Raw genomic sequence first — 17,840 nt, 5'->3', positions numbered from 1 at the left:
TAAATAAACTTTCGGCATTGACAGTTTTTAAAATATTCATGTACAATACATATGAATGACATTCAGTCATTTCCTGTGTCAGGATGTAGTTAGTTTGAAAACGGAACAAATACAAAAGGTAAATGAGGATGATAGTTGTTTATATAGTAGTGATGAAAGAGCATATTTTTTTAAAACAAAAATGACTGATAGTCAGTCATGAGAGGTGAGAGGTATGAAAAATAAAGCTTGGTTATATGTCATATTAACATGTATCTTTGAAATTTTTTGGGTGTTTGGTTTTAATACGGCCAATACTTGGTGGCATTGGATTATTATTTTAGGAGTTATCGCTGTTGATTTTCACTTCCTTTCTAAAGCGTGTGAACATCTTGCAACAGGGACTGTATATGCTGTTTTCGCCGGAGCTGGTACGGTAGGTACTTTCTTAATGGATGTATTCCTTTTTGGCGGGAGTTTCAGTGTAGGAAAATTATTCTTTATCGTGATGGTTGTAGCTGGCGTTATCGGTTTAAAGCTAGCTGATAATAAAGAAGATACTATGGAAGGAGCTGCTTAAAGATGGGTTGGTTTTTCGTATTTTGTGCTGCAATTAGTGAAATAGTCGGTGTGATCGGTCTTAAAATGTATAGTAAAGATAAAACGTTAGCAAATGGAGCACTTTATATAGGCGGGTTTGCTACATCCTTTGCATTCTTGTATACATCTTTCTTATTTTTACAAGTAAGTGTCGCGTATGCGGTTTGGATTGGTATTGGAACAGCAGGTGCCGTTTTATTAAACATGTTCCTGTTTGGTGAGTCGAAAAGTAAAGCACGTATCATTAGTGTAGCTCTTATTGTATGCGGCGTGACAGGGTTAAAGGCTCTTTCTTAAAGGTATTTGGCATTTTTATCTCCTAATTTTTTGTTAGGAGATTTTATTATGAAAAAAATGATTTCCTCGCAAAGTTCACTATCATTGACAGTACAATCGATTATCTTATAAAATGAGTGACAGTCATTCAATACGCGTGTGAAAGGGTTCAGATGATGAATAAAAAAGAGAAAATTGTCTATGCAGCTATTGAAGTGTTTCAGGAAAAAGGCGTTGAAAAAACGAAGATTTCTGATATTGTGAAATTGGCTGGCATTGCACAAGGAACTTTCTATTTATATTTTCCTTCTAAGTTATCTGTTATGCCTGCAATAGCAGAAGTGATGGTTGAGAAGATGATCCTTGCAGTGAAAGAAAAAGTGCAAAACGATGCGCCTTTTTCAAGTAAAGTTACGCAAGTAATAGATGCGGTGTTTCACTTCATAGCGGAATATCGTGAAATACAAGCTTTAATGTATGCAGGTCTTGCATCTACAGAACATATAAAAGAATGGGAAGCTGTGTATGAGCCTCTTTATATGTGGCTAAGTGAATTTTTAAGTGGGGCGAAAGAAGCTGGTGAAATTCGTGATTCGGTTCACGCAGAGCGAACAGCGAAGTTATTTATCGCTCTAGTTGAATCCGCAGCGGAGCAAGTTTATTTATATGATCATAAAGATGATGAGCAAGTCGAGCTACAAAAGGCTGAAGTACTAGATTTTTTAACACATGCACTACATATAAAGAAGTAGTAAGATGAACCTGTCTGAGAAGGTAGGTTCATTTTTGAGGGAAAATGAATGATAGTCATTCACCTAATACTTATGTATGTGTGGAAGGATAGAGTGAAATTCTAATGAGTGGAGGCATCTCTACTCATGATTAGCGCACAAATAGCAGGATAAAGAAAAAGCTTCTTGGGCATTATTTTTTGAGAGGAGCTTGCGGGAAGAGGTGTTAAAATTGAAGAAACCGATAAAAGAACAAAAGATGGTACTGGTCATTCTTTTGAGTAATATATTTATCGCTTTTTTAGGGATTGGATTAATCATTCCGGTTATGCCGTCCTTTATGAATGACATGCATTTAACAGGGAAGACGATGGGTTACCTCGTTGCAGTGTTTGCAATGGCTCAGCTCATTTCATCACCTATTACAGGCCGGTGGGTCGATCTTTACGGTAGGAAGAAAATGATCATCATTGGCTTATTTATCTTTGGTGTTTCAGAACTTCTTTTTGGATTAGGAAAAGATGTGTGGATGCTTTATGTGGCACGGGTGTTAGGCGGAATTAGTGCTGCGTTTATTATGCCTGGTGTTACGGCATATGTTGCGGATATTACCTCTATGCAAGAGCGTCCAAAGGCGATGGGATATTTATCTGCGGCAATTAGTACTGGATTTATTATAGGGCCTGGAATTGGCGGATTTATTGCAGAATACGGTATACGTGTGCCGTTCTTTGTAGCTGCAGCAATTGCTTTTATAGCATGTGTCATTTCTATATTTATTTTAAAAGAGCCGTTAACGAAAGAAGAGCTTGCAGAGATTTCTGCTAACACGAAAGAATCGAGTTTTATTGGTGATTTAAAGAAATCATTACATCCAATGTATGCAATCGCATTTATTATCGTATTTGTACTTGCGTTTGGTTTATCAGCGTATGAAACTGTGTTTAGTCTGTTTTCTGATCATAAGTTTGGATTTACACCGAAAGATATTGCGGCAATTATTACAATTAGTTCAATCTTTGGGGTAGTTGTGCAAGTATTTATGTTTGGTAAATTGGTTGATATATTCGGTGAAAAAGTGTTAATTCAAATATGTTTAATTGTAGGTGCAGTATTAGCGTTCGTTTCAACTGTAGTCTTTAATTATTGGATTGTACTTCTCGTTACGTGCTTCATTTTCCTTGCATTTGATTTACTTCGTCCAGCTTTAACGACGTTTTTATCAAAAGCAGCTGGAAAAGAGCAAGGATTCGTTGCTGGTATGAACTCGACTTATACGAGTTTAGGAAATATCGCAGGACCGGCCATGGGTGGAATATTATTTGATATGAACATTCATTATCCATATGCATTTTCAGGAGTTGTTTTAATAGTTGGTCTCGCTATTACATTTATGTGGAGAGAGAAACAGCTAGCTGAAAGTTTTGCGAAGTAATAAAACCCCTTACGACGGTAAGGGGTTTTGTTTTATAAGCTTAATCCAAACCGTTTTAATTCAATAAATATGCCCTCTAATTGCTTTCCTTTATCCGTTAATGTGTACTCTACACGAGGCGGAACTTCTGGATATACTTTTCTCGTTATAATGCCTTGAGATTCTAATTCTTTTAGTCGAAGTGATAATGTTTTCGGACTAATCCCGTCCATTGATTTTTGTAAATCACTAAAGCGTAATGTTCCTTCGATAAGAAGATCACGAATGATTAAAAACGTCCATTTTGTACTGATTACATCAAGGGTTTTAGCGATGGGACAAGGTATGCCAGGTAAACCTTTCGTTAATTCAACTGGATCTATATTGTTCATGGAACTAGCCTCCATAAAATTTTTTTGATGAATTTGCTTTATAGTATCACAAAACTATACTTTTGGTAACTATATGAAAAAAATATCACTACTTCCATAAAGAAAGTTAGTGCATATACAATAGCAATACGAAATACAAAGGATTTAGAGGAGGAGGTGGTGATTTTCATGGGGATAAAAAAGTTGTTTGGGTTTCTTAGTTTGTTTGTTATTTGTATTGTGCTCGTAGCATGTGGTGTGGAACAAAAAACGGAAGTTCAGTTATTAAAAGAAATGCCAAAGCCAAAAGCAATGACAATTGATCCCTCACTAAGTAAAAAAGAAGCGACAGAAATGGTTCATGCGGCGCAGCGTTTTTATGCATTTTGGGATACAGGTAAGGAGGAACTTATTCCGCAGACTGTTACTGAAAATTTCTTCGATAATACGTTGCCAAAAGGGCGACCACAAGGTGTTGAAGGGTTAAAGTTTGCAGCACAAAATTTTCGTAAAGTCGTTCCTAATATACATTGCGAGATTGAAGATTTATTAGTCGTCGGTGATAAAGTAACAGCTCGTCTTTCTTTTACAGGAACGCATAACGGTAAAAATATTAGCTTTTCTGCAATAGATATTTTGCATGTGAAAGACGGAAAGATTACGGAAGACTGGCATTTAGAAGATAATCTTACGTTGAAACAGCAACTTGGGTTAATAAGTGAGGAATAGAGTAGGGGAGAGGAAAACGATGAAAAATATATTTATTATAAATGGACATGAAAAATACGGTACAAAGGAAGGACGATTAAATAAAACGTTAGTGGATCATATGGTGACGGTATTAAGCGAGAACCATCAAGTGAAAACAACAACGATTCAAGATGGCTATAGTATTAAAGAAGAACAAGATAAATTTTTATGGGCTGATGTTGTGATTTATCAAACACCGATTTATTGGTTTAGTGTTCCAGGATTATTTAAAACGTATATGGATGAAGTATATGAATACGGTTTGTTCTTTAAAGGTGCAGATGAATACGGAACAGGTGGTTTATTAACAGAGAAAGAGTATATGTTCTCTACAACTTGGAATGCACCTGAAAATTCATTTGGAGATAAGACGAAGTTCTTTGAAGGGGAAAGTCTAGAATCAACGCTTAGTCATTTACACCGCGTGCAGAAGTTTCTTGGGATGAGTCCGTTAAAGAGTTTTGCTTGTTATGATGTGGTAAAGAATCCGGATATTGAGAAGTTTTTATTAAACTTGAAAGATCACTTAGATGAAATAATTCAATAATAGTTTGTATTGTGAAGAAGGTACTACTAAGGAGGTAGTCCCTTCTCTCTTATGAAATACGTTGAAAATCTTTACTTATACAGGACTGTTTTAGTTTTTTTGATTTGAGTAAATGTTTCATATCAGAGATGTTATTGTATGAAAGCTGAGTATGATAATAGTTAATGTACTCAAGTAATGCAAAAATATAAATAAATAGGATGAATGATACCCCGCCTAAAGGTAAGTCGGGATACAAAATTACAACATCAATAGTAAACGTAATAAATCCCGTGATAGTGAATGCTATATTAATCTTTTTAAGTATTTTTAAATATTGAATCATCCTAATGGGCGTAACAGATGTTTTCTCTTTTTTTAGTCGTTTCCACTTTACGTACCAGTAAATTACTCCTTGTAATAAGATAAACTCTAAAAGAAGAAATGAGACCCAAAAAGAATACAGGGAATATAAATGTAACGTAGGATAAGCATAATTAAGTAAGTAACTTGTGAAAATAAAAGTAATGACTGAAAATAATTCACCTGTGTATAGATAGGAAAGTCTTTTTTCTAAGGTGTGTTTCATGTTTTTCTCCTTTTATAAAAGCCCACATAATTTAATAAGTGGATGGCTGTACCCATAACTTCGCAAAATTTGCCCAACCGAATGAATCAATTGTTACGTTTTTTAAAGAAGAAGGGTATGTCTTTCTTTTTAAAACGTAATAGTTAAATAAAATGATGTGTTCTGTTTGTAAAAATTCTTCGATCTCATACATGAGCTCGTAGCGCTTTTCTTTATTTTCTTCTAATAAAAATGTATCAAGTAAACAGTTAATTTGTTTTTCATAGTGCGGGTCCATGAACCGGTTTATGAAGCAACTTTTATTTTTAAATACATTTAAGAATGCAAGTTCGTGATTGGAAGCAAACACTTCTCCCATGAAAATAATATCGGCATGTTGATCGATAGAACGGTTCATATAATCTGAAACGAGAAATGGGTGAAGCTCTACTTGTATACCTAGACCGTCACATCGTTCTTTTAAGAAATATGCATCATTTGCACTATCTTTAAATGCGAAGAAGTAAATATGTATCGTCTCTCCATTATAAGTGCTCTTTTTTAAATACTCTTTTGCTTTTTCTAAAGAGTAGGACCTTTTAGTAGCTTGGCGGCTTCTTTCAGGGAAAAAGCTTGATGCAGCAATTGTTCGTCTACCCTCTATGCTACGAAGTATCGTTTCAACATCATATAGTTCTCTCCAAGCTTTTCGAAAGTAAATGTCGTGATGAGGACCAGGTTTTGTAAAGTTGAATCCAGCATAAATACAACCTATTTCTTCTATTTGTATATCATGCCTTTCATTTTCTTCTTCATTTGGTAGTTCATAATCAGCATCGATTTGTACATGATCCGGAATACCCCAAAATTCAATACGATCTAATAACGCGCGTTCTTTAAAATAATGAGTGAACGCTTCGAGTACGATATTGTCTTCAGAGTAATGAGCAAGTTTGAAAGGTCCAGTACCTATATAATGATGATTTTGAATACTAGCATCACGCGGCAAAATTGCTAGTTGTATGGAACTTACATAGTGTAAGAAGAAAAGGTTGGGCTTTGCTAAATGGAACCTTATTTGCAGTGGTGATGGCGTTTCAATTTGAACAATTTCTTCTGTTAACCATTCAAAAGGAGAGTGAACTTCTTTTAGTCTTTCAAATGAAAATCGTACATCTTTAGAAGTTAAAACTGTTTCGTTATGAAAATATACATCCTTTCGTAAATAAAAAGTCCACGTCAGCCCGTCTTCACTTAATTCCCACGTATGGGCAATGTGTGGTTCCATTTTTTCCGTAACATCGTTATAAACGACTAACGTATCAAAAATTTGACTTGTAAGATGGCTTTCTGTAGTTACAGCCACAAAAGCCGGATCTAAGGGGAATATCTTTCTCGATATAGGAATCTTTAATATGTCGTACATATCATTTGAAGGTTCGTATCCAAAATGATGATGTAGTTTATTTTCTATCTTTTTTTGAAGTGCAAGGGGTAGGGGTTCTTTTAAAAGAAGAAAGATATCTTTTAATTTTTCTTGCGCTAACAGTTCATCTGTATAGGACTCAATCGCTTCTACGAAATTATGTATAAATAGAATTTCCGTTTTATTCCCGCGGCCTCGCCCTGGAGTCCAGTGAATTAATTGCTCCTCGCTCATTTTCTTTAATAAAATCTTTATGTTTTTCGTACTGCAATATAAAACATCCGCTAATTCTTGTAAGCTATTTCGCATATGTTGTTGATCTTGTGCATGTAGTCTTAGTCTAATGTAATAGTCCATAATTTTCATATATACACTTCCTTCTATTATAAAAGGGGAAACTCTTTAGAATATTCTAACCTTTTTCTTCCTTTTTTTCAAAGTAAAATAAGTAAGCATAAGGAGGGGGAAACAATGGGATTTTGGAGTATGCATCGAAATATAAAGATTAGAATTATAACTTCGTTTTTAACACGTACTGTATCCACGATGATTTTTCCATTTATGGCGATTTATTTTTCAATAAAGTTAGGTAGTGCGATTGCTGGTGCGTTACTACTTAGTAATGTCATAGCTTCGTTAGTAATTGGTTTATACGGTGGATATGTTGGAGACCGGCTTGGTCGTAAAAAGGTGATGATTATCGGTCAAAGTATACAAGTCATTTCCATTGCTTGTATGGGGATTGCGAATTCCGATTATGTAGATTCACCGTGGCTAACATTTATATTTATGTTGGTGAATAGTTTAGGATCTGGACTTATGAACCCTGCGACAGAGGCAATGTTAATTGATGTAAGTACACCTGAAAATCGAAAAGTGATGTACAGCATTAACTACTGGGCAATTAATTTATCCATTGCGATTGGAGCGATATTTGGCGGATTACTATTTGAGAACTATAGATTGCAATTGTTTATCGGATTAACAGTGATTGCAGTTATTACTTTATATGTGATGGCTGTATATATGGAAGAGGTGTATGTAGCTAGAAAAATAGTAGAGAAGAAAAATGTATTAAAAGATATGGCGGATAGTTATAAAGTCGTAATGAAAGATAAAGCATTTTTAATTTTTTGTGCAGCGAGTATATGTACATTATCGTTAGAGTTTCAAATTAATAATTATTTAGGAGTACGTTTGCAGAAGGAATTTGAAACGGTGCACTTTTTATTCGGGAATGGTGTTACGTTTGATTTAACAGGTATTCGCATGCTGAGCTGGATTTCTGCAGAGAATACAATTTTAGTTGTATTATGTTCAGCACTTCTTATTAAAATGCTGAAAAGCTTCAACGATTTGAAAATATTATATGTCGGCTTATTCATTTATACAATTGGATTTACAATACTCGGAACGAGCAATAGTTTATGGATTTTATTAATTGCAGGGCTTTTCCAAACGGTAGGCGAGATGATGTATGTGCCAGTGCGTCAATCTATTATGGCAGATATGGTACCAAATGAGGCGAGAGGTTCATATATGGCGATTAACGGAATGGTCTTTCAAGTGGCAAAAATGAACGGGGCATTAGGTGTTATGCTAGGTTCATTTATCGCATCTTGGGGCATGAGTGCTCTGTATTTTATCGTTGGTATGAGCAGTATTTTATTATTTATGAAAGCGATAGGGAAAGAGAAGTATGAGGAGGAGAGAAATGTTTCTCAAATTGGATGAAACTATATAAAAGCGAACCAGTTATACTGGGACTCGCTTTTTATATAATTTTTAGAACGGATCAACTTCAGCTAAATTCGGAGTGGTATCTGGCTGTAGCAAAAGATTTTTTAATGTGCCTACTTCAGAAAGAGTGACTAATATGTAGCCACTAATTAGTACAATAAGTCCGATGACGCGTAACGTTTGTAAGCTCACTTCATTATTATTCGTTTCCGTTGGATTTGGGGGCGTTGAAGGTGGATTGTTATTCATAAATATAGGCTCCCATCTTTTGTATTTATATATGTGTAAAAGCATGATTTAACTTATGGATAGGAATGATATAGTCATTTTCACTATATGAGAACTGCCTATGAAAAGTGATTAGAAATTTTGGGACGAAAAAAGGAGGTATCCAAAAGATTATTAAAACTGAACTTTTGGATTCCCTTCTTTTTATGTATCCCGCTATTTGTGGAGGTCGGATTTCCTGTAAACGACCAGTTGGTGAGGGCTGATTCATTATTTTCATGTAAATAAAAGGAGGTTAGTTAACCAAAGTAGCTATCCTAATATACGCAACGATTCTTCAATAAACGCCGGGATGTCCTCAGGTTGTCTACTTGTGACCAGCTGATTTTGGCATACGACTACTTCTTTATCGTGAAAGTTTCCGCCAGCGTTTTTTAAATCGACTTCAATAGATTTATATCCAGTCACATCGCGTCCTTCAAGTGTTTGTGCAGTGATGAGTAATTGGGGTCCGTGACAAATAGCGAAAACCGGTTTTTCCGTATCCATAAATGCTTTACTAAAGCGAACGAAACGCTCATCCGCACGAAGTATATCTGGAGAAAATCCGCCTGGTATGAAGAGTGCGTCAAAGTTTTCTGGAGAAACATCATCGATACCTTTATCAATTACAATTTCACTTTTTCCTTGTTTACCGTGTACCGTTTTCCCTTTTTCAGTTTCAATAGTTGTTAATTCATATCCCTTTTGTTTAAAAGCTTCTGCTGGCTCTGTGTATTCTGTGTCCTCGAAATAATCCGTTATTAAAATAGCAATTTTTTTACTCATTCTAATCCGCTCCTTATATTATATTATCGGTTCCAGAATCGTCCTTGGGCAATGCCTTCTATAAATGACTCAATTGAAGTGTTTGTTAAGTTGTAAATTCCTGCTCCATCTAATTTGATTTTACTATTGTCTAAAGCATGAGGATCGCTAAGGACATAGGCTATCGGTTTAAAGTGTTTAAAAGTAGTTTCTGCAAATTCTAAAACAGGGGGGTGAATGACAGATTCGCTACTAAACACTAATACCGCATCAAAAAGTGCAGAGTCTGTTGTTGTATAAGTATCCGTTACTTTAATGGAATCATTGAAATGATGAATTTTATTATCTATGATGCCATAGTTCATTCGGTGTTGTACAAAAGCTTGAATCCATTCGGACAGAAGGGAGACGCTTGGGTCACCATTCAATAGAATTGCCACATTTTTGGAATCAGCTTTAAAAATAGTGTTGGACATGCTGAGTGCAGGTGATTTTGCATCCGATTTTATTTCGTGATTTTCTTTAGGCAAAGGGGCTCCAATTATGTTAGCGACTTCCTTTGCTAATTGACGATCGACGTGGTTTAAAAGAGCAATTACATTTGCCTTCACCATGTCTGATTTGCACTTCCCAACTTCAAAGCAAAATGCATCTTTTATGTGCTGTTTTTCAATAGGGTTCATACTATTGTAGAAAAGTTTAGCTTGAGAATAAAAGTTAAGGAAGCTTTTACTGCGGCCTCTAATTTTATGTCCATCAATCTTTTCTTGATAATGCTCATATCCGCCCTGTTCGGCTTGGACGGTTGCTGGTTGATTATTATTCAAGCCATTAGGGTGATAGCTTGTTTGACCGCGATGAATCTGCATTTGATGCACGCCATCACGTTGATTATTATGAAAAGGACATACGGGCTGGTTAATAGGAATTTGGTGAAAATTAGGGCCTCCTAAACGAGATAATTGTGTATCTGTATAGGAGAACAATCTTCCTTGCAGAAGAGGATCATTTGAAAAATCAATACCTGGTACGACATGGCCAGGGTGGAAAGCTACCTGCTCCGTTTCTGCAAAGAAGTTATCAACATTTTTGTTCAATGTCATTTTACCAACTAGTTTTACAGGAACTTCTTCTTCCGGCCATAATTTCGTTGGATCTAAAATATCAAAATCAAATGCATGCTCATCTTCTTCTGGAATTAGCTGCAATCCAAGCTCCCATTCTGGATAATCCCCTTTTTCAATTGCTTCATATAAATCTTGACGATGGAAATCAGGGTTTTTCCCAGCAATTCTTTGAGCTTCATCCCATACTAATGAATGAACTCCGAGGGTAGGTTTCCAGTGAAATTTTACGAAGTGGGCTTTTCCTTCTTTATTAATAAGTCGAAATGTATGAACCCCAAAACCTTCCATCATTCGTAAACTACGCGGAATAGCCCGGTCGCTCATCTGCCACATAACCATATGAGTAGACTCGGGGTTATGGGCAACAAAATCCCAAAATGTATCATGAGCGCTAGCTCCCTGAGGAATATCATTATGTGGTTCTGGTTTAACTGCATGGACAAAGTCAGGGAATTTAATAGCATCTTGGATAAAGAATACTGGCATATTATTACCTACTAAATCATAGTTACCTTCATCTGTATAAAATTTTGTGGCAAATCCGCGCACATCTCTTACTGTGTCATTGGATCCTTTAGAGCCTTGAACGGTTGAGAACCGTACAAATACAGGTGTTTTTTTTGAAGGATTAGTAAGGAAATCTGCTTTTGTATATGCTTCTAAAGATTCATAAAGCTGAAAATGACCATGTGCTCCAACTCCGCGTGCATGAACAATTCTTTCAGGAATTCGTTCATGATCAAAGTGGGTCATTTTCTCGCGAAAGTGGAAATCCTCCATTAAGGTTGGGCCTCTTAAGCCCATCTTTAAAGAGAATTCATCCTCGGCTATTTTTACTCCTTGGTTTGTTGTTAAAGCATGTTTGCGTTGATTATCCGTAACGTGGTGTTCCAATTGTTCCGTTTTTTTATTCACAATATAGGCCCCTCCTTTACGCTGTTAATTAATAGATACCCTTTTTGTTAGGATGTAAACATGTATTATCGTTTTTGTATGTAAAAATCATAAAACGTTGGTTGTACCAGTGATTCTTGTTTGAGAAGGGAAAATAAAAAAGCCAAGGAGATACTTTATTTTCTCCTTGGCATTTAAGATAATTCTTTTCGTTAAAACGAAGAAACGCGTTGTTTCGTTTTTTGTACAATAATAAATTTGATCCAGAGTAACCCGACAATCATAATGATAAGGCTATGTAAAAATTGACCTGTAGCAATGAGTATAACAATTGAAAATATAATGAGCTGAATGCTTAGTAATATAAAGATTAAGTGAAGAAATTGATTCAGTCGTTTTTCAGTATCAATTGGATATAATGCTACAATAATATTTCCCGAAAAATATTTCCACAGGGAACGGAGCTGCATAGAAATCATATATAGGACGATATATGCGATAGCGCCTTTTACGTATATGTTTGGTATAAAATATAAGGCGAAGGCACCAATCAGCCCTAAGCGAATATATATACCGAAATAATCATTCCCGCGTAAAAATGCGAGTGTATGTAAATAGAAGAAAGTTGCTCGTTTTTTATGTAATAAAGGTTCAATCCAAGTTGTAAGCCATTTTCTTTTATTTACTTGCTTATTTAGTTGCGGAACATCGGTGAAGATGCTAGCAAATTGATAAAAACGAACGTTCATTTTTTCTTCTTGTTCAATTATGTAATCCCACGGTATTCGTTTTGTAGGCTGCTTTTTCGTATATAGAAGCAGGAAAGCAAGCAGTAAAAGTAATCCCCCTAATATGAGAATGTTTGCTGAGTAAAACAGCATGTAAATAATGAGTGCGTTACAAGTAATACGAATGATAAGCCAGATGCTTTTTTCATGACTATCACGCCACATCCAATGTATGTACATATTCCAAGCTTTCGCAATCATTAAAACGATAAAGATTGTACATAAGAAAGGCACCGTTACTTGCAATGATTGTAGCGCAAGCGGAACGAGAATAAGAAACGTAAATAATAATGGGAAAAGCTGAATGATATAATTGTATAGAAGAGATTTTTTGAAATAAGATGTTAATTTCTCTTCTAGTGCTAGTAAATAGACAGCATCAGGTTTTTGAATAAATGTACGGATCGGGCATCTCGTTATAATGAATGTAAGTACAATCGTGATGAGTAGTAAAGATATTCCTTTAGAAGGAGATGCTTTTAGAAACTGAGCATAGTAGTATGCGCCAACGCATGAAATAAAGATAAAGCTATATAGTAAACCGTTAATCATACGTGCAAAGTATGTAATGATATTTTGCATATGTTGTTGGAAGCGGCTGCTCCATAGTGATTCGATTGACATGTTTTTCACCTCTTTGTTCTATTATATATGTTTTTAGAAAAGAAAAAACGAGCAAATTGCGTTATGCAACTTGCCCGTCTTTCTTTTCGTTATTTTTTTTCTGATCACGATTCATTAATGGATAGAAAGCAAAGCCGATTACGAATAAACCAATTCCGAGAAGGAATGTTTTTATATCGGCTGCGCCCGTTTTAATAACCCATAGTGCGTAGCAAAGTGCAATCACTGCGACTATACCATCTGTAATTCTTGCCCGCATTTCATTTTTATACGTTTCACCAGTTGCGACTAGTTTTAACTGGAAGATTGGTGAAACGAGATATGGAATGAGGTAGGCCAGTGTCGATACAGTAATAACGAATGTATAAGCTTCCGCAATTGTTCCTGATAATGTTGAGAATAAGAACACTTGCGACATAATGTTTGTTAATCGTAATGAATAAATTGGACTTCCTTTTTTGTTTGTTTTTGCGAAGAAGGAAGGGAAGAAACCTTCTTTTGCTGCTTGATATGGTACTTCTGAGCTTAATAAAATCCAGCCTAAAATCGAACCGAACAGGGAAGTAAGAGCAAGTAATGCCATCAGTTTCCCGCCGCCGTGACCCATTGCAGCATTTAATGCATCTGCTAACGGACGTTCTGAGGCTTGTAATGTATCAACGTGAAGTACACCCATTGTTAAAATTGTAATTCCTAAGTAAATCGCAACTGTAATAAGTAATCCCGCAACTGTTGCGCGTTTTACCGTTTTTGGAGAAACAGCACGGTTTGATAAAAGAACCGCTGATTCAATTCCGATAAATGCCCAAAGCGTCGTAAGAGCAGCTAAGTTTACTTGTGAAAGAAGGCCGTGTGATGCACCTGATTTATCGATCATCGGTGTGTACCATTGTCCAAACTTAGAAGCTTCGAATGCAAATAACGTAACGACGATGAATAATAGGAATCCAGTTACTTTCGTTGTTGTTGCTAAGAAGTTTAGCTTTCCAGCTCCGCTTACACCGTTTGTTAATATAATATGAGTTCCCCAAAGTAAGATGGAACAAATCGTAAATGTAATTAGTTTTCCGACTTCTACATTAAAAGAACCGATTGAAAATAGTAGTCGTGTATCTTTCATAATTGGGAAGAAGAGTGATAAATATCCCGCAAATGATGTAATGATGGCAACGTTACTTGCCCAGTTTGCAACCCAATAGCCCCATACCATACTGAAACCAGCCATTTTTTTCTTTTTTGGTGTTGAGAATAAAGCATATGCATGACTTTGTGGTCCTGTCGTTAAATCAGGACGACGAATTGCTAAATTACCGAAAACAAGAGCTAGCATTAAAACACCAAACCCTGTTGTTAACCAAGCTAAAGTGACACCGAGAGGGCTTGCTGTTTGTGCCAACGTACTTGGCACCATGAAAATACCAGCGCCAACCATGTTACCGACAACGAAAGCTGTGAGTACCCAAAAGCCCCATTTTTTTTGTTGCATAGAAAATACCTCCAAAGTTAGTATAACCAAGTCAAGCGAGGAGATATGTATGTCTTCCTGAGTCAGGAAGAGAAGTTCCAAACAAAACAAAAAAAGCACGTAATTTGCCGCTACATGCTTTCTATCTTATAAGAAACCCACGACATACCTCTCGATAGCTCTCCACAAACGAAACGTTTGTGACAGTTCTGCACTTATTAAGTAGCAGACCCAGCAAGCGTGCATGGTGGACACGGGCTTACTTCGGCAATCATTCCTTTCTCATTCGTTCATCAATGCCACTACATCTCCTGAAATGATACTCTTAATGACTGCAACCTCTACCTCACCGAGATACGAATGAGGATTTAAATATTAATTTAACGTATTTAAGAGTAACAAATGAATTTTTATACGTCAATGGATATAGTAATAATCAGATTATAGAGAAGAGTTTGTGATTAAAAAGGAATTAGGAGAGGATGTAACGATTATTAGTTCTGCGGAAGAAACAGCGATAGAGTTAAGCACAATTTTACAGCACAAAGGAATCCTGGCTGACAATCTGAATCCGAAGCATCGATTTTTTACAACGGGCTCTGCCTTATCATTTGAACATATTGCTGAGCGTTGGCTAGGATATCACATTTCTGTAGAATGTGTGGATTTACCCGTAAAGAATGCTCGCATCTGTAATTAGACTGTATGAAAGTACTTTTTGTTTAATAAATTAGGTTAGTTGCATAAGAAGGAAAAAATGCACTTTTAATTGAAAGGATTAAGGTCATTTCAATTAAAGGAGAGGTTTGATTATGGAATTATCAAGGTCTCAACTATTTGCTTTAGAGTATATTTCAAAATATGCAGAGAACGAAAAACGCGGAGCTAAAGCAACAATTAATCATATACTTAACATGTGTAATATTACAGATGAAATATTTGAAGAAGCTGTCGCTAACTTGAAATCTCATGCAAGGATTGCTTTACACTTTCATCCAGACAGACTCGATTCGAGTATGAAAAGTGTTGCTGAAGCATTGTTTGAACAAGGAATATATAAAAGTCAGTTTGAAACATTGCTATCTAACGGAAGCGTATCTGCTTATCCTGGCGGTGAACGTGACCTTTGGGAACAGAGAATATTTGGAGGAGCATATCAATTGGAAGGTGTAACGAATAATCAACGGCCAAAGTATGGAGCGCTAAATTTGATGTTACATCCAGATGGGCCTGCTCCGCGTTTTGGATCATGTTACTTTCTCTTATCTCCAAAAGTTTCTTATCGCTCTACATATACGTATTTAGATTCGCATCAAGATCCAAAAGAAAAGGGGACTTATGAGGAGTTTGATATGATTTTAGCTGCTCTTTTGGAAGAGACATTCGTAAGAGAGTGTGCAATTGGTGAAGGGAATTTGACTCCAACAAGATTAGTTAATCATTTACTGGCTAATCTGGAAAGGCCGTTTATAGATTTAGTAAGTAAAGAGCCAGCCCGTAATCTTAATCATTATATTGAAGTGCAGATTCATGGAGAGATTTCTCTTAAAGAAGACGTGGAAGCGCTTGTTGTAGATCCTTCATTTAAGGGGACGGATGTAGGAAGAACTTTAGAAGAAATTTGTATGAAGTATGCTATTGATTTGTATTGGCACACAGGTTTTGTACTTATGGTAGACGACGTTCCAATGGATTTTAGAGGTTCAAAAATGCCATCTTTAGCAAGACGCATTGCACGGAATCATTGTATCGATGCAAATATAATCGGTTCTGCTGTAGCGGATTTGAAACGCAATCCATTATCTTGGAGTGATCGTGGAACTTATGAAGAAGTGCTTCAGGAATTAAAATTATTATGGCATGTTTTAGTTCGATTTGGAAAACCAAATCGGAAGTAGAACGAAATACCTCGTTTTTGGGAAGTGTCTATATAGAAAAGAAGCTGATCTAAAATTAGATCAGCTTCTTTGTATAAGATTAAACTAAGTTTAATACAGTTACTTTTTCACGTGTCATAGACTCAAGGCTCTTACGAATACCTTGTGCGCCCATACCTGAACCTTTTACACCGATGAATGGGAAGTGGTCAGGACCGCGCTCTGTGCGTCCGTTAATTTGAACAGAACCAGTTTCGATTTTGTTAGCAATTGCAAATGCTTTGTTAATGTCTTTAGTGAAGACACTTGCTTGCAGACCGAACTCTGATTTGTTAGCAATTTCAATTGCTTGCTCATCTGAAGAAACACGGATGATTGGAAGGATTGGACCAAATGGCTCTTCCCAAGCAACTTTCATTTCTTCAGTTACGTGGTCGATTAATGTTGGGTAAATTAAGTTACGCTCACGTTTGTTACCGATAACGATTGTAGCACCTTTTTCTACAGCGTCGTCAACTAAGCCTTGAACGAAGTCAGCAGACTTATCGTCGATTAATGGAACGATTGTGCTGTCTTGTTCTGGAGATCCAACTGATAGTTTAGCTACTTGCTCTTTTAATAAGCCAACAAGCTCGTCTGCTACGTTTTCGTGTACAAGTACACGTTTAATAGCTGTACAACGTTGACCAGAGTAAGAGAATGCACCGCTTACGATATGGTTTGCAGCATCTTGTAAGTCAGCATCTTCACGAACGATACCAGGGTCTTTACCACCAAGTTCTAATACAAGTGGAATCATGGAAGCTTTTTTCGCTAAATGTTTACCTGTGTTTGTACCACCTGTGAACGATACCATATTGATGCCTTCGTGTTCTACTAAGTAGTCACCAATTACAGAACCACGTCCTGTCGCTACGTTTACAAGACCTTTTGGAAGGCCAGCTTTATGAAGTGCTTCAACCATTTTAATCCCACTAATTGCACCTTGAGTTGCTGGTTTGAAAATAACAGCGTTACCCATAATTAATGCTGGTGCAAGTTTTGCGGCAGATAAGTTTACTGGGTAGTTAAATGGTGCGATTGCTAATACAACACCAAGTGGTGCGCGTTGGATAATCGCAAGTTTTGATTTTGTACCGCCCGGGAAGCTATCGCCCATCATGCTTTCTCCGTGCATATGTAAAGCTTCTTCGATCGTATAACGAATGAAATCAGCTGTACGAACAACTTCTTTCTTCGCATCTTTATATCCTTTACCGACTTCTTTCATAATGATATCGGCAATTTCATCCTGCATATTTACGAGCTCATCAGCCCATTTATATAAATACTTTGCGCGATCTTGTAGAGAAGCTTCCGCCCATGATTTTTGAGCTTCTTTTGCAGATGCAATTGCTTCATCTACTTCTCCGCGAGTAATTGCTTGTACTTGTCCAATTACTTCGTGTAAGTATGGAGATGGAATTTCGATTGTTTCTCCTGAAGAGCTTTCTCTCCATTCTCCATTTAAATAAAATTTGTACGTATTGCTAGTTGTCATGATTAGTCCTCCTAAAATAGCAACTTGTAAGAGTGAGTATAAGGTGATTGTATGGGGTTTGATAACATTTTTCAAATGAAATATTTGTGAAAACGATTTCTTATGAAGT

17 protein-coding genes, 1 pseudogene and 1 riboswitch are annotated in these 17,840 nt (G+C 36.3%); of the genes and pseudogenes, 9 read left to right on the top strand and 9 right to left on the bottom strand.

Annotation, left to right across the window (positions count from 1 at the left end; all coding sequences use genetic code 11):
* Positions 1-214 precede the first annotated feature (214 nt).
* The 4 genes from FH036_RS10780 (at position 215) to FH036_RS10765 (ending at position 3,021) form a co-directional block, all read left to right on the top strand.
* Positions 215-559, top strand: a complete 345-nt coding sequence (locus tag FH036_RS10780; protein WP_000790625.1) for a DMT family transporter — start codon at positions 215-217, stop codon at positions 557-559.
* Between the two features lie 2 nt (positions 560-561).
* On the top strand, positions 562-876 hold the full coding sequence (locus FH036_RS10775) for a DMT family transporter (protein WP_000539674.1): 315 nt from the start codon (positions 562-564) through the stop codon (positions 874-876).
* Between the two features lie 152 nt (positions 877-1,028).
* On the top strand, positions 1,029-1,607 hold the full coding sequence (locus FH036_RS10770) for a TetR/AcrR family transcriptional regulator (protein ID WP_016716563.1): 579 nt from the start codon (positions 1,029-1,031) through the stop codon (positions 1,605-1,607).
* 211 nt (positions 1,608-1,818) lie between these two features.
* The gene (locus FH036_RS10765) at positions 1,819-3,021 is read left to right on the top strand and encodes an MFS transporter (protein WP_087957483.1); all 1,203 of its coding nucleotides are present in this window, start codon (positions 1,819-1,821) and stop codon (positions 3,019-3,021) included.
* A gap of 32 nt (positions 3,022-3,053) precedes the next feature.
* Here FH036_RS10765 and FH036_RS10760 read toward each other — a convergent pair whose 3' ends face one another.
* On the bottom strand, positions 3,054-3,392 hold the full coding sequence (locus FH036_RS10760; RefSeq protein ID WP_001059470.1) for a winged helix-turn-helix transcriptional regulator: 339 nt from the start codon (positions 3,390-3,392) through the stop codon (positions 3,054-3,056).
* Between the two features lie 168 nt (positions 3,393-3,560).
* Between FH036_RS10760 and FH036_RS10755 the strand changes: the two genes are divergently transcribed.
* Together FH036_RS10755 and FH036_RS10750 are read left to right on the top strand one after the other, a co-directional pair.
* Positions 3,561-4,100 (top strand): ester cyclase, encoded by a 540-nt coding sequence (locus FH036_RS10755; RefSeq protein ID WP_139895737.1) that lies wholly within the window; start codon positions 3,561-3,563, stop codon positions 4,098-4,100.
* Positions 4,101-4,119: 19 nt separating this feature from the next.
* The gene (locus FH036_RS10750; protein ID WP_139895736.1) at positions 4,120-4,668 is read left to right on the top strand and encodes an NAD(P)H-dependent oxidoreductase; all 549 of its coding nucleotides are present in this window, start codon (positions 4,120-4,122) and stop codon (positions 4,666-4,668) included.
* A 49-nt stretch (positions 4,669-4,717) separates the two neighbouring features.
* Here the strand turns inward: FH036_RS10750 and FH036_RS10745 are convergent, their stop codons facing one another.
* Positions 4,718-5,236, bottom strand: coding sequence for a general stress protein (locus tag FH036_RS10745; protein WP_139895735.1), 519 nt, complete (start codon positions 5,234-5,236; stop codon positions 4,718-4,720).
* Positions 5,237-5,267: 31 nt separating this feature from the next.
* Positions 5,268-7,007, bottom strand: a complete 1,740-nt coding sequence (locus FH036_RS10740; protein WP_139895734.1) for an SgrR family transcriptional regulator — start codon at positions 7,005-7,007, stop codon at positions 5,268-5,270.
* Positions 7,008-7,112: 105 nt separating this feature from the next.
* On the opposite strand from FH036_RS10740, the gene FH036_RS10735 reads away from it, so the two are divergent.
* A complete protein-coding gene (locus FH036_RS10735) occupies positions 7,113-8,375 on the top strand; it encodes an MDR family MFS transporter (RefSeq protein ID WP_000508226.1) in 1,263 nt (420 codons plus the stop codon).
* A gap of 51 nt (positions 8,376-8,426) precedes the next feature.
* Here the strand turns inward: FH036_RS10735 and FH036_RS10730 are convergent, their stop codons facing one another.
* The 5 genes from FH036_RS10730 to FH036_RS10710 all read right to left on the bottom strand — a co-directional run bounded on the left by FH036_RS10730 (position 8,427) and on the right by FH036_RS10710 (position 14,335).
* Positions 8,427-8,630: a hypothetical protein gene (locus tag FH036_RS10730; protein WP_001063865.1), complete on the bottom strand. Its 204-nt coding sequence runs from the start codon at positions 8,628-8,630 to the stop codon at positions 8,427-8,429.
* 291 nt (positions 8,631-8,921) lie between these two features.
* The gene (locus FH036_RS10725; RefSeq protein ID WP_136363058.1) at positions 8,922-9,437 is read right to left on the bottom strand and encodes a type 1 glutamine amidotransferase domain-containing protein; all 516 of its coding nucleotides are present in this window, start codon (positions 9,435-9,437) and stop codon (positions 8,922-8,924) included.
* 23 nt (positions 9,438-9,460) lie between these two features.
* Entirely contained in the window at positions 9,461-11,458 is a 1,998-nt protein-coding gene (locus FH036_RS10720; protein ID WP_139895733.1) for a catalase, read from the bottom strand.
* A gap of 191 nt (positions 11,459-11,649) precedes the next feature.
* Positions 11,650-12,849 carry an ABC transporter permease gene (locus tag FH036_RS10715; protein ID WP_139895732.1) on the bottom strand — a complete coding sequence of 400 codons (1,200 nt, stop codon included), beginning with the start codon at positions 12,847-12,849 and terminating at the stop codon, positions 11,650-11,652.
* A gap of 61 nt (positions 12,850-12,910) precedes the next feature.
* Positions 12,911-14,335 (bottom strand): amino acid permease, encoded by a 1,425-nt coding sequence (locus FH036_RS10710; protein ID WP_001186306.1) that lies wholly within the window; start codon positions 14,333-14,335, stop codon positions 12,911-12,913.
* 147 nt (positions 14,336-14,482) lie between these two features.
* Positions 14,483-14,666, bottom strand: a riboswitch (Lysine riboswitch).
* A gap of 99 nt (positions 14,667-14,765) precedes the next feature.
* Between FH036_RS10710 and FH036_RS10705 the strand changes: the two are divergent.
* Together FH036_RS10705 and FH036_RS10700 are read left to right on the top strand one after the other, a co-directional pair.
* A pseudogene (locus tag FH036_RS10705) lies at positions 14,766-15,014 on the top strand (glutamate racemase); the annotation flags it as partial.
* 112 nt (positions 15,015-15,126) lie between these two features.
* A complete protein-coding gene (locus FH036_RS10700) occupies positions 15,127-16,212 on the top strand; it encodes a DUF3626 domain-containing protein (RefSeq protein WP_139895730.1) in 1,086 nt (361 codons plus the stop codon).
* A 79-nt stretch (positions 16,213-16,291) separates the two neighbouring features.
* On the opposite strand, the gene gapN is transcribed toward FH036_RS10700, so the two are convergent.
* Positions 16,292-17,731: an NADP-dependent glyceraldehyde-3-phosphate dehydrogenase gene (gene gapN / locus FH036_RS10695; RefSeq protein ID WP_000213631.1), complete on the bottom strand. Its 1,440-nt coding sequence runs from the start codon at positions 17,729-17,731 to the stop codon at positions 16,292-16,294.
* Between the last annotated feature and the right edge of the window lie 109 nt (positions 17,732-17,840).

This window comes from Bacillus sp. CD3-5 (assembly GCF_006349665.1).
In the GTDB taxonomy this organism is placed as follows: domain Bacteria; phylum Bacillota; class Bacilli; order Bacillales; family Bacillaceae_G; genus Bacillus_A; species Bacillus_A paranthracis.
Note: the sequence above shows the minus strand (reverse complement) of the source record. Positions and strands in the feature narration are given on the sequence as shown.